13 protein-coding genes are annotated in these 12803 nt (G+C 69.1%); 4 read left to right on the top strand and 9 right to left on the bottom strand.

What is annotated here, in order from left to right:
- Nucleotides 1–157: 157 nt before the first annotated feature.
- A complete protein-coding gene (locus tag ABD841_RS00065; protein ID WP_344966409.1) occupies nucleotides 158–2791 on the bottom strand; it encodes a replicative DNA helicase in 2634 nt (877 codons plus the stop codon).
- A gap of 339 nt (nucleotides 2792–3130) precedes the next feature.
- Between ABD841_RS00065 and ABD841_RS00060 the strand changes: the two genes are divergently transcribed.
- A complete protein-coding gene (locus ABD841_RS00060) occupies nucleotides 3131–4441 on the top strand; it encodes an MATE family efflux transporter (protein WP_344966406.1) in 1311 nt (436 codons plus the stop codon).
- A 341-nt stretch (nucleotides 4442–4782) separates the two neighbouring features.
- Complete coding sequence (locus ABD841_RS00055; RefSeq protein ID WP_344966404.1) at nucleotides 4783–6519, top strand: APC family permease; 1737 nt, start codon at nucleotides 4783–4785, stop codon at nucleotides 6517–6519.
- Between the two features lie 62 nt (nucleotides 6520–6581).
- Here ABD841_RS00055 and ABD841_RS00050 read toward each other — a convergent pair whose 3' ends face one another.
- The 7 genes from ABD841_RS00050 to rpsF form a co-directional block, all read right to left on the bottom strand.
- The gene (locus ABD841_RS00050; protein ID WP_344966402.1) at nucleotides 6582–7325 is read right to left on the bottom strand and encodes an amino acid ABC transporter ATP-binding protein; all 744 of its coding nucleotides are present in this window, start codon (nucleotides 7323–7325) and stop codon (nucleotides 6582–6584) included.
- Entirely contained in the window at nucleotides 7322–8188 is an 867-nt protein-coding gene (locus ABD841_RS00045; RefSeq protein WP_344966400.1) for an amino acid ABC transporter permease, read from the bottom strand. The genes ABD841_RS00050 and ABD841_RS00045 overlap by 4 nt, the downstream gene beginning before the upstream one ends.
- Nucleotides 8189–8279: 91 nt before the next feature.
- A complete protein-coding gene (locus ABD841_RS00040; RefSeq protein ID WP_344966398.1) occupies nucleotides 8280–9164 on the bottom strand; it encodes an ABC transporter substrate-binding protein in 885 nt (294 codons plus the stop codon).
- 254 nt (nucleotides 9165–9418) lie between these two features.
- A complete protein-coding gene (gene rplI, locus ABD841_RS00035) occupies nucleotides 9419–9865 on the bottom strand; it encodes a 50S ribosomal protein L9 (RefSeq protein ID WP_344966396.1) in 447 nt (148 codons plus the stop codon).
- Nucleotides 9866–9879: 14 nt separating this feature from the next.
- On the bottom strand, nucleotides 9880–10116 hold the full coding sequence (rpsR, locus tag ABD841_RS00030; RefSeq protein ID WP_012895699.1) for a 30S ribosomal protein S18: 237 nt from the start codon (nucleotides 10114–10116) through the stop codon (nucleotides 9880–9882).
- A gap of 100 nt (nucleotides 10117–10216) precedes the next feature.
- Complete coding sequence (locus ABD841_RS00025) at nucleotides 10217–10759, bottom strand: single-stranded DNA-binding protein (protein ID WP_344966394.1); 543 nt, start codon at nucleotides 10757–10759, stop codon at nucleotides 10217–10219.
- Between the two features lie 77 nt (nucleotides 10760–10836).
- Nucleotides 10837–11127: a 30S ribosomal protein S6 gene (gene rpsF / locus ABD841_RS00020; protein WP_344966392.1), complete on the bottom strand. Its 291-nt coding sequence runs from the start codon at nucleotides 11125–11127 to the stop codon at nucleotides 10837–10839.
- 224 nt (nucleotides 11128–11351) lie between these two features.
- On the opposite strand from rpsF, the gene ABD841_RS00015 reads away from it, so the two are divergent.
- Nucleotides 11352–11663 (top strand): hypothetical protein, encoded by a 312-nt coding sequence (locus ABD841_RS00015; protein ID WP_344967025.1) that lies wholly within the window; start codon nucleotides 11352–11354, stop codon nucleotides 11661–11663.
- A gap of 39 nt (nucleotides 11664–11702) precedes the next feature.
- On the opposite strand, the gene ABD841_RS00010 is transcribed toward ABD841_RS00015, so the two are convergent.
- Nucleotides 11703–11882, bottom strand: a complete 180-nt coding sequence (locus ABD841_RS00010; RefSeq protein ID WP_344966390.1) for a hypothetical protein — start codon at nucleotides 11880–11882, stop codon at nucleotides 11703–11705.
- Nucleotides 11883–11998: 116 nt separating this feature from the next.
- Between ABD841_RS00010 and ABD841_RS00005 the strand changes: the two genes are divergently transcribed.
- Nucleotides 11999–12757 (top strand): deoxyribonuclease IV, encoded by a 759-nt coding sequence (locus tag ABD841_RS00005; RefSeq protein ID WP_344966388.1) that lies wholly within the window; start codon nucleotides 11999–12001, stop codon nucleotides 12755–12757.
- Nucleotides 12758–12803 lie beyond the last annotated feature (46 nt).

The raw sequence follows: 12803 nt of genomic DNA, 5'->3' as shown, positions 1-12803 counted from the left end.
GAGAGCCCGAGCCGCCGATCCCGAGCCGCCGATCCCGAGCCACCGGCCGGAGCGCGGCCCGGGGTCGGCAGGTGGGGCCATGCCGGTTCGATGAGCCATGCCGGTTCAGTGGCCTTGTCGGTTCAGTGGCCTTGTCGGTTCAGCGGGCCATGCCGGTTCAGTGGGTGGCCATGTCGACGAAGCGGCTGTAGTGACCCTGGAACGCCACGGTCACCGTGGCGGTGGGGCCGTTACGGTGCTTGGCCACGATCAGGTCGGCCTCACCCGCCCTGGGCGACTCGCGCTCGTAGGCGTCTTCCCGGTGGAGCAGGATGACCATGTCCGCATCCTGCTCGATCGAGTTGTGAGTGCTGATGCCGTTCGCCACAAAGTTGTGAGTTCCCAGGACGGTGGCGTCGAAGACGGGCTGCTCTCCCAGGCTGTCGATGGAGACGACCTCATCCCAGAAGACGTCATTGGTGGCGAGCATCTCCATCTGGGCATCATCGAGAATGGCCGCCACCTGCCCCAGCCGTTGCCTGCCGGGGGCGTGCTCCCACAAGGTGCTCCCGCAGAACCGAGTACCGGGTTCGGCGGAGAACTCGCGACGGGTCATACCCTTCTCCGTCAGAACACTCCGTACTTTGTCCCAGACCTCACCGGGAACGGTGTCGAGGTTCGTGTCGGACGTGATCCCGCGCAACGCGGCGACACACCGCTCGGCCTGGACCGACCGCGCTCCGTGAGCACCGATGTCGTCCAGGAAGCGGAGCTGGTTCTCCGCACCGTGGACATACAAGTGGTATCCCGGCCGGTAGCCGTCCTTCCTGACCTCCTTCACCCCGGTCATCACGTTGAAGCGCAGGAGAAGCCGAGCGACGTCGTCGATCAGACGCCGGCTTGTGGAGGCGTAGTACACCCGCGCCTGGCCGGTCTTCGCGTCCCACCAGATGCAGCCGTCGGTCGCCCAGAGATGGCGTAGAAAGAGCGCGATCTGGCGCTTGGAAAGCGAGAAGACCCCGTCGGGGACGAATTTCTCGTGGCTTCCCAGCCCGAAGAGCCCCAGCGAGTCGAGCCGGGCGGCAATCGGGTTTCTCCTGCCCTGGGTCAGGCGATGGGGGGCGGGAAGCCGCAAGGTAGTCACCCCGGCTGCCTCGTAGTCATCACGGACCGCGGTGATGCCGAAGTGCCTCGCCGCGTCGGTCATCGCTCGCAGGCATGCCTCGTCCTTGCCCGCATGACGTACCGGCCGGCCCTTCACGAAGGAACCGTCACCGATCATGTGAGCCAACAGGATGACCTCGTCATCCGGCCAGTCCCGGAGGTGCTGGGGAGCCGGCACGTGACGCGGCACGGCCAGACGGGTGCCTGACCGGATCTCGCCAAGCGGTCGCCACCCGTCGTAGGTCATGAACGGGTGGTTCGCCGTCGCCTTGATCTCTCTCCCGGACTTCAGCCGGAGCTTGAAGACCTCCTTGACTCCACTCGGGAAGACGTGGGTCATGGTTCTCGGGACAAGCCGCAGCCGCTCGTCGAGCGACCACACGGGAATGTCACGCTCTCCACTCTCCAGCAGCTCACCCAGCGACACCTCCGCTCCGGTGTCGGCCCGGAGAACACGGGTGTCCGCCGTGAGACATCCCGACTCGCGAAGGTCGCTCACCATGGGGCGTTTGTCCGTTCGCTGCTCGGGGCCACGGTTGAGCTGGGAGATCGCGATGACCGGGACCTCAAGCTCCTTGGCCAGAAGCTTGATGGACCGGGAGATCTCGGAGACCTCGTTCTGGCGGCTCTCGGTCTTCTTCGGCGAGGACATCAGCTGCAGGTAGTCGATGATGACGAACCGCAGGTCGTTGCGCTGCTTGAGCCGGCGGCACTTGGCCCGGATCTCCATCATCGACATGTTGGGCGAGTCGTCGATGAACAGCGGCGCCTCGGCCACCTCCCCCATCCGGCGGGCAAGCTTGGCCCAGTCGTCGTCGGTCATCGTGCCCGAACGCATGGCGTGCAGCGCCACCCTGGCCTCGGCCGAGAGCAGGCGCATGGTGATCTCGTTACGGGACATCTCCAGCGAGAACACCACAGTCGTCATACCGTGCTTGATAGCGGCAGATCTGGCGAAATCCAGCCCCAGGGTTGATTTGCCGATGGCCGGGCGGGCGGCCACGACGATCATCTGGCCGGGGTGCAGGCCGTTGGTGAGGGCGTCGAGATCCTGGAAGCCGGTGGGGACGCCGACCATCTGGCCGCCCCGGCCGCCGATGGCCTCCAGCTCGTCGAGGGCGCCCGGCATGATCTCGGACAGCGGGACGTAGTCCTCGGAGGTGCGCCGCTCGGTGACCTTGTAGATCTCGGCCTGGGCGCGGTCGACGAGGTCGTCGACCTCCTCGTCCTGGCCGCCGTAGCCGTAGGAGACGATGCGCGTGCCGGCCTCGATGAGGCGTCGCAGGATGGCCTGCTCGCGGACGATCCTGGCGTAGTAGCCGGCGTTGGCCGCGGTGGGCACGACGGCGGTCAGCGTGTGCAGGTAGGCGCCGCCGCCGACCCGGGCGACCTCGCCGCGCTTCTGGAGCTCGTCGAAGACGGTGACGGCGTCCGCGGGGTCGCCGCGCCCGTAGAGGTCGGTGATGATGTCGTAGATGATCTGGTGGGCCGGGCGGTAGAAGTCGTCGGCCCGGATGATCTCGACGACGTCGGCGATGGCGTCTTTGGACAGGAGCATGCCGCCCAGGACGGACTGCTCGGCCTCGATGTTGTTCGGTGGGGTGCGCTCGAAACCCGGCTCGAAGACCGGTGGCTCCGCGATACTCACCGCCCACCCCCTCTTTCGAACACAGTTACGCTATCCCATTTGTAGTCGACCGGGCTGACAAAGTTTCCCGGCTCCGCGGGGTGGGTGGCAACGCGGCCTGTCGACAGAGGTGTGGATAAGTTGTGCAGTTCTCCCCCCAAGGTGTGGGCACCCTGGGGACAGCCTTGTGGATAACCACCGTCCACAGCTGTGGAAACTCCTCTGACCAGCGAAAACTTCATCCACTGCCTGTGGAGGAAAGAAAGTTGGGGTGACACGCCGACAAGCACCCCGGACGGCCCGTCCCGTCCGGCTCACCCCCCGGAAGATCTACCAAGGCGTAATGGGCAAAATGGAGAAGTGCCTCTTACTCCCCGCTCCGGTCGCAACTACGACGGGCAGATCCTGCGACTGGCGATCCCTGCCTTCGGCGCTCTGATCGCGGAGCCGATCTTTCTGCTGACCGACACCCTCGTGGTCAGCCGCCTGCCCGCCCCCGCGCTCGGAGCCCTGGGCGTGGCGAGCACGGTGCTGAGCGCCGTGGTGGGGCTGTGCGTGTTCCTGGCGTACGGGACAACGGCGGCGGTCGCCCGGCAGATCGGCGCAGGTGATCATCGACGGGCGCTGCGCCAGGCGGTGGACGGTCTCTGGCTGGCCGCCGGGATCGGGCTGGTGATCATCGTGGTGGTCTGGCCGCTCGCGCCCTCCCTGACCGCGCTGATCGGCGCCGAGGGTGAGCTCGCCCGGCAGGCCGTGACCTACCTGCGGATCAGTCTGCTGGGCGTCCCGGCCATGCTGCTGGTGCTCGCGGGCACCGGTGTGCTGCGCGGCATGCAGGACACCAGAACCCCGCTGGCGGTGTCGGTGGGCGCCTTCACGCTCAACGCGGTGCTCAACGTGACGTTCGTCCTGGGCTTCGGGTGGGGGATCGCGGGCTCGGCCTGGGGGACGGTGCTGGCCCAGTCGGTCGCCGCCGCCGTCTACCTTTTCCTGATCTTCGTCCGGCACGGCGCGCCGTTCCGGCCCGACCTGGCGGGCGTCCGGGCGGCGGGGTCGGCCGGAATCGCCCTGGTCATCCGGACGGCCTGCCTGCAGGTGGTCCTGGGCGTCGCGACCGCCGCGGCCACCCGGATGGGAGAGGAGCAGATCGAGGCGCACACCGTCGCCGTCAGGATCTGGACCCTGCTGGCGTTCGCCCTGGACGCGATAGCGATCGCCGGGCAGGCCATCACCGGCCGCGCCCTGGGTGCCGGTGACGTGGCGGAGGTCCGCGGGGCGACCCGGAGGATGGTGATGTGGGGGGTCGGCTCGGGCCTGGTGCTCGGGCTGCTCGTGGTCGTGGCCAGGCCGTTCGTTCCCGCGCTGTTCGACGCGGGCCCGGCCGTGGCCGCGGAGCTGCTCGACGCGCTCTGGGTGGTGGCGGCCCTGCAGCCGATCGCCGGGGTGGTGTTCGTACTGGACGGGGTGCTGATCGGCGCCGGCGACCAGCGCTACCTGGCCTGGGCGGGGGTGTGGACGACACTCGCCTACCTTCCCGCGGTGCTCCTGGTGACCGCCTCGGGCGGCGGGCTGGTCATGCTCTGGCTGGCGCTGGGGGTGTGGATGGCGGCCCGGATGGCCACCCTGACGACACGTGCGCGTGGCACGGCGTGGCTGGTGGTCGGGGCCTGACCGGGAACGACACGCCCGGCACCCGGCACCCGACGCCCGGCACCCGGCAGGGAACGACACGACCGGCACCCGACACCCGACGCCCGGCGCCCGACCGGGAATGACATGCCCGGCACCCGGCAGGGAACGGTGTGGAGCGACGGGCGCCCCGACCGTGACGGACAGCGCCCGCCGGGCGGGTGATCCGTGCGTGACCCGGTGGTGTCCACCACGTGACCGGTTACCCCTTGTCGGGCGGAACCCCCCTGCGGCACTGTGAAGAGTCCGACAATACGGGTCATTCATCCACCACGATTGGTCGCGCCGTGCCCGAAGGTCCCCCCTCGTCGATCGTGCGCCGTATGCCGCCGAGTCATGCCACCGACCGGTGGACCGGTGCGCGGCACGGTCTGCCCACCGCCTACAGCCCGGCGGCTCTCATCGTGCTCGGCCTCGGTGTGATGATCGGTGCGGGTATCTTCAGCATCGCCGGCCGCCAGGCGGCGACCATGGCCGGACCGGGCGTGATCCTCTCCTTCATGATCGCGGGCATCACCAGCCTGCTCGTGGCCTTCTGCTTCGCGGAGCTGTCGTCCGCCATGCCGACATCGGGAAGCGCCTACACCTTCACTTACGTCATCTTCGGCGAGGTCTGGGCCTGGATCGTCGGCTGGGCGCTGGTGATGGAGCTCCTGCTGGCCACGGCGGTGGTGGCGCGCGCCTGGTCGCTCTACGCCGCCCAGATGCTCAGCGACCTCGGTGTGCTCATCCCCGAGCCGGTCTCCGGCGTGGTCGGCCAGGACACGGGCTTCGACCTCTTCACGCTGTTCATCCTGCTGCTTCTGACGGGCGTGGTGGCGCTGGGCGCCCGGGTCGGCCTGCGCGCCCTGTGGATCATCGTGGTGGCCAAGCTGGTGGCCATCGGTGCGGTCATCGTGGTCGGTGCCCTCCACTTCGACCAGCGCAACCTGGCCGCCATCCCGGTGCCCGCGGTGCCCGCCGGCAAGGCCGAGGACACCCTGCACTCCCCGTTGCTGGGCATCGTCTTCGGCCAGACGGGCGCCTTCGGCTGGTTCGGCATCTTCGCCGCCTCGGCGGCCATCACGTTCGCCTACATCGGCTTCGACGTCGTCGCCACCGCCGCCGAGGAGGCGAAGGACGCCCCGCGGTCGATCCCGAAGGGCATCATCCGCGGCCTGGTGATCACCACGGTCGTCTACATCGCGGTCGGCGTGGTGATGGTCGGCATGACGCCATATGACAAGATCGACGTCGACGCGCCGCTCGCCAACGCCTTCCGGCAGGCCGGCGAGGGTTTCATGGTGCACGTCATCAACATCGGGGCGGTGCTCGGCCTCACCACGGTCGTCCTGGTGCTGATGGTGGGCCTGACCCGGGTGGTGTTCTCCATGGCCCGCGACGGGTTGATCCCCCGCCCGCTCTCCAAGATCAACCGTAGCTATCACAGCCCGACGCGGGCCACTCTGCTGATCGGCGGCCTGGCGATCGTGCTGGCCGAGTTCGTCCCGGTGCTGACCCTCGAACCGCTGGTCGTGATCGGCACCCTGTTCGTGTTCGTCGCGGTGGCCTGCGGGGTGATCAGGATGCGCCGGACGATGCCCGACCTGCCGCGGGGCTTCCGCGTCCCGCTCTTCCCGGGCGTGCCGATCGCCTCGATCGTCGCCTCCCTGTGGCTCATGGTGAACCTGCAGCTGGTGACCTGGCTGTACTTCATCGCCTGGATGGCCGTGGGCGTGCTGGTCTACCTGGCGTACGGCAGGCGCAACAGCGTGCTCGCCGACATGCTGCGGCCGCTGCCGGAGCCCTCCCCGTACCCCGCCTGGAGCCCCGCCGATGGGCCCGCCCCCGGCTACGGTCCGGGCCGGCAGCCCGGCCACGGCCGGGAGCCCGCTCCCGGGTACGGCCGGAGCCCGGGACCGTATCCCGGGTACGGGCCCGGGCCGGGGGGTGATCCCGGGTACGGGCCTGGGCCGGACGCGGCTCCCGGGTACGGACCGGGCCCCGCGGGGCCCGGCTACGGCCCTCCCGGCCCGGGTGACGCCGGCGGCCCGGGCCCGCGCGGCCGGCACCGGCGCTGAGGTACGGAGACCCGTGCGGGCCGGCCCCGACCCACCGGCGGGCCCGGCCGGGGCCGCGCATCTCACAGGCGCCGGGCGTCGATCACGCTCTGCAGGAACTCCCTGGTACGGGGCTCACGGGGATCGGTGAAGATCTGCTCGGGGGTGCCGCGCTCCAGCAGCACGCCGCCGTCGAGGAAGCAGACCGTGTCGGCGATCTCACGGCAGAAGCCCATCTCGTGGGTGGTCAGGATCATGGTCATCCCGCCCTCCTTGAGCTCCCTGATGATCTCCAGCACCTCCTTGACCAGCGCCGGGTCGAGTGCCGAGGTGACCTCGTCCAGCAGCATCAGGCGGGGCTGGGTGGCCAGGGCACGGATGATGGCGGCGCGCTGCTGCTGGCCGCCGGAGAGCTGGTCGGGGTAGGCCGCCGCCTTGTCCGCCAGGCCGAACCTGGCCAGCAGGTCACGCGCCTGCTGTTCGGCCTGGCGCCGGCCGACCCCGTGCACCTTGCGCGGGGCCAGCGTGATGTTGTCGAGCACGTTCATGTGCGGGAAGAGGTTGAACGACTGGAACACGATGCCCATGCGCTTGCGCACGGTGTCGGGATCCGTCCGTACGTCGGTGATCTCCTCGCCGTCCAGACGGATCGTGCCGTCGTCGACGGTCTCCAACAGGTTCACGCAACGCAGCAGCGTGGACTTGCCCGATCCGGAGGCACCGATCAGGCAGACCACCTCATGCGGCTCGACCGCGAGGTCGATGCCGCGCAGCACGCTGTGGCCGTGGTAGTTCTTCCACAGCCCTTCGATGGTGAGCAGGCTCACTGGCCTCGCCGCCTCTGCGACCGGGCCGCCAGGTAGTCGGTGAAGCGGGCCATGGGGATGGTGAGCAGGATGAACAGCAGCCCCGCCACCAGGTAGGGGGTGTAGTTGAAGGTGCCGGCGACGTGGATCTGCGCCTGCCGGAGCGCCTCCAGCGGGCCGATCGTGGCGACGAGAGCGGTGTCCTTCTGCAGCGAGACGAAGTCGTTGAGCAGCGGCGGCACCACCCGGCGCACGGCCTGGGGCACCACCACGTACCGCATGGTCTGGCCGTGGCTCAGGCCGAGGGATCGGGCGGCGGCCCGCTGGCTGGGGTGGATCGAGTCGATGCCCGCCCGGAAGACCTCCGCCACGTACGCCCCGTAGGAGAGCGTGAGCGCGATGATCCCCAGCGTCGCCAGGTCCGTCGGGGTGCCCTGCAGGCCGAGCGCGGGCAGGCCGAACCCGACGAGGTAGATCACCATAATCGTCGGCACGCCGCGGAAGATGTCGGTGTAGGCCACCGCCAGGGCCCGCAGCGGGAAGAAGACCGGAGCGGTGAGGGTACGGGCCAGCGCGACGAGCAGGCCGACGACCAGGATCAGCGGCTCGGCGATCAGGAAGATCTTGATGTTGAGCAGGAACCCGCTCAGCACGTCCGGTATCGCCTCGACGAAATACTCGGGGTTGAAGAACGTCTCCCGGACCCGCGGCCAGCCCGGGGAGTTGGTGAACACCCACGCGAGCAGGACGACCACCAGGATCGTCGAGGCCGTCGCGATCGACCCGGAGCGGACCGCCGACCTCCTGCGGAATCGTTCACGCTCGATCTGGCGGCTGCTCTTCACCCATTCCGGGGCGGCCTGCGGGCTCGCGTCGCTCCTCATCGGCCGCCGCCGTGGCGGAGGCGGGAGGTTCCCGTGGGGAAGGGAGAGGCGCCGCGCGCCCGGGGGCGGGCACGCGGCACGGGACGTGCGGTCACTTCAGCTCCGGCGCGCCCGCCGCGGAGCCGAGCCACTCGGTCTCGATCTTCGCCAGTTCACCGGAGGCGGTCAGCTCGTCGATCGCCTTGTTCACGCAGCCGACCAGCGGGCTGCCCTTCTCGAAGACCGCGCCGAAGACCTCGGGCTCACCGGAGGCGGTGCCGAACTGGCCGACGATCTTGGAGTTCTCCACCTGGGCGGCGGTCACGTAGAACGCGGTGGGCAGGTCGACCACGATGGCGTCGACCTGCTTGTTCTTCAGCGCGTTGATCGCGTCGATCTGCTCGTTGTAGACGTTCGGCTCGGCGGTGGGCTTGATGACGTCCTTGACCGCCTGGAGCGAGGTGGTGCCGACCTGCACACCGATCTTGGCGTCCTTCAGGGTCGCCAGGTCGGTCGCGGAGGCGACCTTCGAGCCGTCCAGCGCCACCACGGCCTGCTTGACGGTGTAGTAGCCCTTGCTGAAGTCGACGACCTTCGCCCGGTCGGGGGTGACCGAGACCTGGTTGAGGTCGAAGTCGAACTGCTTGGCACCGGGGGCGAACGCGGAGTCGAACTTCACCGTGGCCCAGGTGACGTCGGCGGGGGCGAAACCGAGCCGGCCGGCGACGGCGTAGGCCACCGCGCTCTCGAAGCCCTTGCCGTTGGCCGGGTCGTCGTCCTTGAACCACGGCTCGTAGGCGGGCTTGTCGGTGCCGATGGTCAGCTTGCCCGGCGTCTTCAGCGCGAGCTTGTCCTTGGCGCAGGCGTCGGCGGCCGAGGCACCGGAGGTGCCCGAGGCGGCGGGGCTCGCCTGGGTCACCGTCTCCGAAGCCGGTGCGCAGGCCACCGCGGCGGCCGTGAGGGCGCCAAGCGCGAGCAGCGTCGAAGAACGGACCATGAGGAGACCTCCAGGGTAAAGCGATGACCACCGAATTGTACGGATATGGGGTGACCCAGAGTCATGAGGCCCTCCCCTTGAGGTGATCTCCCCCGGTACGACCCCACCGGCCGGTTCGGCTTCGACCCCCATGACCCGCGTGTCCGACGCCCGGCGACGGTACCGGACATCGTCCCACGGGGAGCGGCCTGCGGCCCGGGAACGGACAAGGGCTCCTCCCCGGACGGGGAGGAGCCCTTGTCTCACGGGGCCTGTCAGGCCGCGACGACCTCGATGTCGAGGGCCGCGGAGACCTCCGGGTGCAGCTTGACGCTGACCCGGTGGGAGCCGACGCTCTTGATCGCGGAGGCGATCTCGATGCGGCGGCGGTCGAGGACGGGGCCGCCGGCGGCCTTGACGGCCTCGGCGACGTCACCCGTGGTGATGGAGCCGAAGAGGCGGCCGGACTCGCCGGCCTTCGTCTTCAGGACCACCTTCAGGGCCCGGAGCTGCTCGGCGACGGCCTTGGCGGTGCCGAGGTCGCGGATCTCGCGCGCGTCGCGGGCCTTCTTGATCGAGGCGATCTGCTTCTCGCCGCCGCGCGTCCACTGGATCGCGAAGCCGCGGGGAAGCAGGTAGTTGCGGCCGTAGCCGTCCTTGACCTCGACGATGTCGCCGGGGGCGCCGAGGCCGGTGACCTCACTGGTGAGAATGAGCTTCATTTGTCCGGACCTCCTTAGCGCGCGGTGCTCATGTAGGGCAGGAGCGCCATCTCACGAGCGTTCTTGATAGCGGTCGCCACGTCACGCTGGTGCTGGGTGCAGTTGCCCGTCACCCGGCGGGCACGGATCTTGCCGCGGTCGGAGATGAACTTCCGAAGCAGCGCCGTGTCCTTGTAGTCGACGTAAGAGATCTTGTCGTGGCAGAACAGGCAAACCTTCTTCTTAGGCTTGCGCAGTGCCGGCTTGGCCATCGTGGTGCTCCTTTCAGAGCCCCGCCGTCAGGCGGGAATGGTCGCTGCGGATATGGACTGGGTTTCGGGGATGCGGTCGCGTCCGTCCCCGGCGGCCTCCCTAGAAGGGAGGCTCGTCGCTGAAGTCGCCGCCGCCGAAGCCGCCGCCACCCTGGTTACCGCCGCCGTAACCGCCACCGCCGCCGCCGTAACCGCCGCCGCCCTGGGGCGGAGCGGGCGTGGCAGAGGCCCACGGGTCGTTGGCGGGGCCGCCGAAGCCGCCGCCGCCACCCTGGCGGGAGGTCTTGTTGACCTTGGCGGTCGCATTCCTCAGGGAGGGGCCGACCTCGTCGACCTCGACCTCGTAGACGGTGCGCTTCTCGCCTTCCTTGGTCTCGTAAGACCGCTGGCGGAGACGTCCCTGAACGATGACCCGCATGCCGCGCTGGAGGCTCTCGGCGACGTTCTCCGCCGCCTGGCGCCACACGTTGCAGGTCAGGAACAGGCCTTCGCCGTCCTTCCACTCGTTGGTCGTCTTGTCGAGGAACCTCGGAGTGGATGCGATGCGGAACCGGGCCACCGCTTGCCCCGTCGGGGTGAAGCGCAGCTCGGGATCGTCGACGAGGTTGCCGACGATGGTGATCGTGGTGTCGCCTGCTGCCATGGCTAGCGTTGCCCTTCCTGCGGCCTTCGCTGGTTATCGGCTCAGAGTACGGCTGACGCCCGACAAAATGCGGGGAGTTAGTGCACGTCCGGACGCAGGACCTTGGTGCGCAGAATGCCCTCGTTGAGGTTCAGCTGCCGGTCGAGCTCCTTGACCGTGGCGGGCTCGGCGCTCAGGTCGATGACGGCGTAGATGCCCTCGGGCTTCTTGGCGATGTCGTAGGCGAGCCTGCGACGGCCCCACACGTCGACCTTCTCCACGGTGCCGCCGTCGTTGCGGACGACCGTGAGGAACTGGTCGAGGGAAGGAGCAACCGTACGCTCATCGAGCGAAGGGTCGAGGATGACCATCACTTCGTAACGGCGCATGCTGATTTCCAACCTCCTCTGGACTGTTGCGGTCACGACACCGTGCCGTGACAGGAGGACGCTGACGTTCTTCACCGTGGGCGCCCATTTCGGCACCCGAGGCGGGGCGGGCGATGACACACCCATACAACGCAGCCGTGCCAGCCTACCAGCACGTCCAGGGTTGGGCCGCCGGACCGGGGGGAACCTCACCACAAAGGGAGTGGAAAGAGGGGGCGGTGAAGATGCCGCATGCGCTGGGGCCCGTCGAGAACCGGCCGTTCCGGTTCACACTGAACAGCGACGGACAGGCCCACCCCATGCAGAACGTCATGAGCGTCGGCACGCTCGTCTGCGGACTGGTCGCCTTCGTCACGGGGCTCGTCCCGGACTCGCACGTGGTCGCGTCGTGGGCGGGAGCGGTGGGCTTCGTCGGAGGCCTTCTCTCGCAGTACCTCTCCGCGACGACGCCGGAACGCTCGCTCAACATCGTGGGCATCGTGGGGTCGTTCGTCGGCGCGGCCCTCGGCATCTTCCACGGAGGTTTCCTCCCGTAGAGCCCCGAACCGGCCGGAGGCCGCGCCGTGGGAGAGCGGTCAGCCCAGGTGGAGATCCACGCCCAGCAGGACGAGGAACCACAGGAAGACCGCCAGCAGTGCTTCGGCGACATCCTTCAGGAGCCCGGGGGTGATGTAGTCGTGGACCCAGGCGACATAGAGGCCGACCAGAATGTAGATGAGGCCGATGAGACTGATCCCTCTGCGGTAGTAGGCCACGGCGACTCCTTGGGGGTTCGGCCCGCGGGGGGCGGGCGTCGGGGCGCGCCCTGCGACTGCCCCGGCCCCCGCCGTCGAAACGGCCGCGGACGGCAGGAAGGGCTACCCTCGAAGGCATGCCGCTTATCGGAGCTCACGTCGACCAGGACGACCCGCTGGCCCACGCCAGGGCACGCGGCGCCGAGGTCGTCCAGTTCTTCCTCGGCGATCCGCAGGGCTGGAAGGGGCCGGTCATCGGCGAGAAGGCCCGTGAGATCAAGGATTCGGACGTGGAGGTCTACATCCACGCCCCTTACGTGATCAACGTGGCGACCGCCAACAACCGGATCCGCATCCCCAGCCGCAAGCTGCTGAGCGCGCACCTGGCTGCGGCGGCCGAGCTGGGCGCCAAAGGACTGGTCGTGCACGGCGGGCACGTCAACGCCGGCGACGACCCGCAGAAGGGCTTCGACAACTGGCGCAAGGTGTTCGAGCGCCTGGAGGAGCACGAGGTCCCCGTGCTCATCGAGAACACCGCGGGCGGCGGCAACGCGATGGCGCGCAGGCTTGAGCGCATCGCCCGGCTCTGGGAGGCGCTCGACGGCTTCGACGTGGGCTTCTGCCTCGACACCTGCCACGCCCACGCGGGCGGCGAGGACCTGGCCGACGTGGTCGAGCGGGTCATGGCCGTCACCGGCAGGATCGATCTGATCCACTGCAACGACTCACGTGACGCCTTCGACTCCGGTGCCGACCGGCACGCGAACCTCGGGGCGGGCCGGATCGACCCCGAGCTGATCCTCGGCGTGTGCCGGAGCGCGAACGCGCCGATCGTGGTCGAGACCCCGCTCGACGGGCAGGCCGACGACATCGCCTTCCTGAGGAAGCAGCTCTAGGAAGCGGCTCCGAGGACCGCGGGGCCGCCCGCCGAGGCTCTCGGCG

The sequence above is a fragment of the Streptosporangium fragile genome (genome assembly GCF_039534445.1).
GTDB lineage: Bacteria > Actinomycetota > Actinomycetes > Streptosporangiales > Streptosporangiaceae > Streptosporangium > Streptosporangium fragile.
This window is presented reverse-complemented; position numbering and strand designations above follow the sequence as displayed.

Coding starts and splice junctions, on each gene's coding strand:
- ABD841_RS00055 (WP_344966404.1), top strand. CDS start 4,783: ATGCCGCCGAGTCATGCCACCGACCGGTGGACCGGTGCGCGGCACGGT.
- ABD841_RS00045 (WP_344966400.1), bottom strand. CDS start 8,188: ATGAGGAGCGACGCGAGCCCGCAGGCCGCCCCGGAATGGGTGAAGAGC.
- ABD841_RS00040 (WP_344966398.1), bottom strand. CDS start 9,164: ATGGTCCGTTCTTCGACGCTGCTCGCGCTTGGCGCCCTCACGGCCGCC.
- rplI (WP_344966396.1), bottom strand. CDS start 9,865: ATGAAGCTCATTCTCACCAGTGAGGTCACCGGCCTCGGCGCCCCCGGC.
- rpsR (WP_012895699.1), bottom strand. CDS start 10,116: ATGGCCAAGCCGGCACTGCGCAAGCCTAAGAAGAAGGTTTGCCTGTTC.
- ABD841_RS00025 (WP_344966394.1), bottom strand. CDS start 10,759: ATGGCAGCAGGCGACACCACGATCACCATCGTCGGCAACCTCGTCGAC.
- rpsF (WP_344966392.1), bottom strand. CDS start 11,127: ATGCGCCGTTACGAAGTGATGGTCATCCTCGACCCTTCGCTCGATGAG.
- ABD841_RS00015 (WP_344967025.1), top strand. CDS start 11,352: ATGCCGCATGCGCTGGGGCCCGTCGAGAACCGGCCGTTCCGGTTCACA.
- ABD841_RS00005 (WP_344966388.1), top strand. CDS start 11,999: ATGCCGCTTATCGGAGCTCACGTCGACCAGGACGACCCGCTGGCCCAC.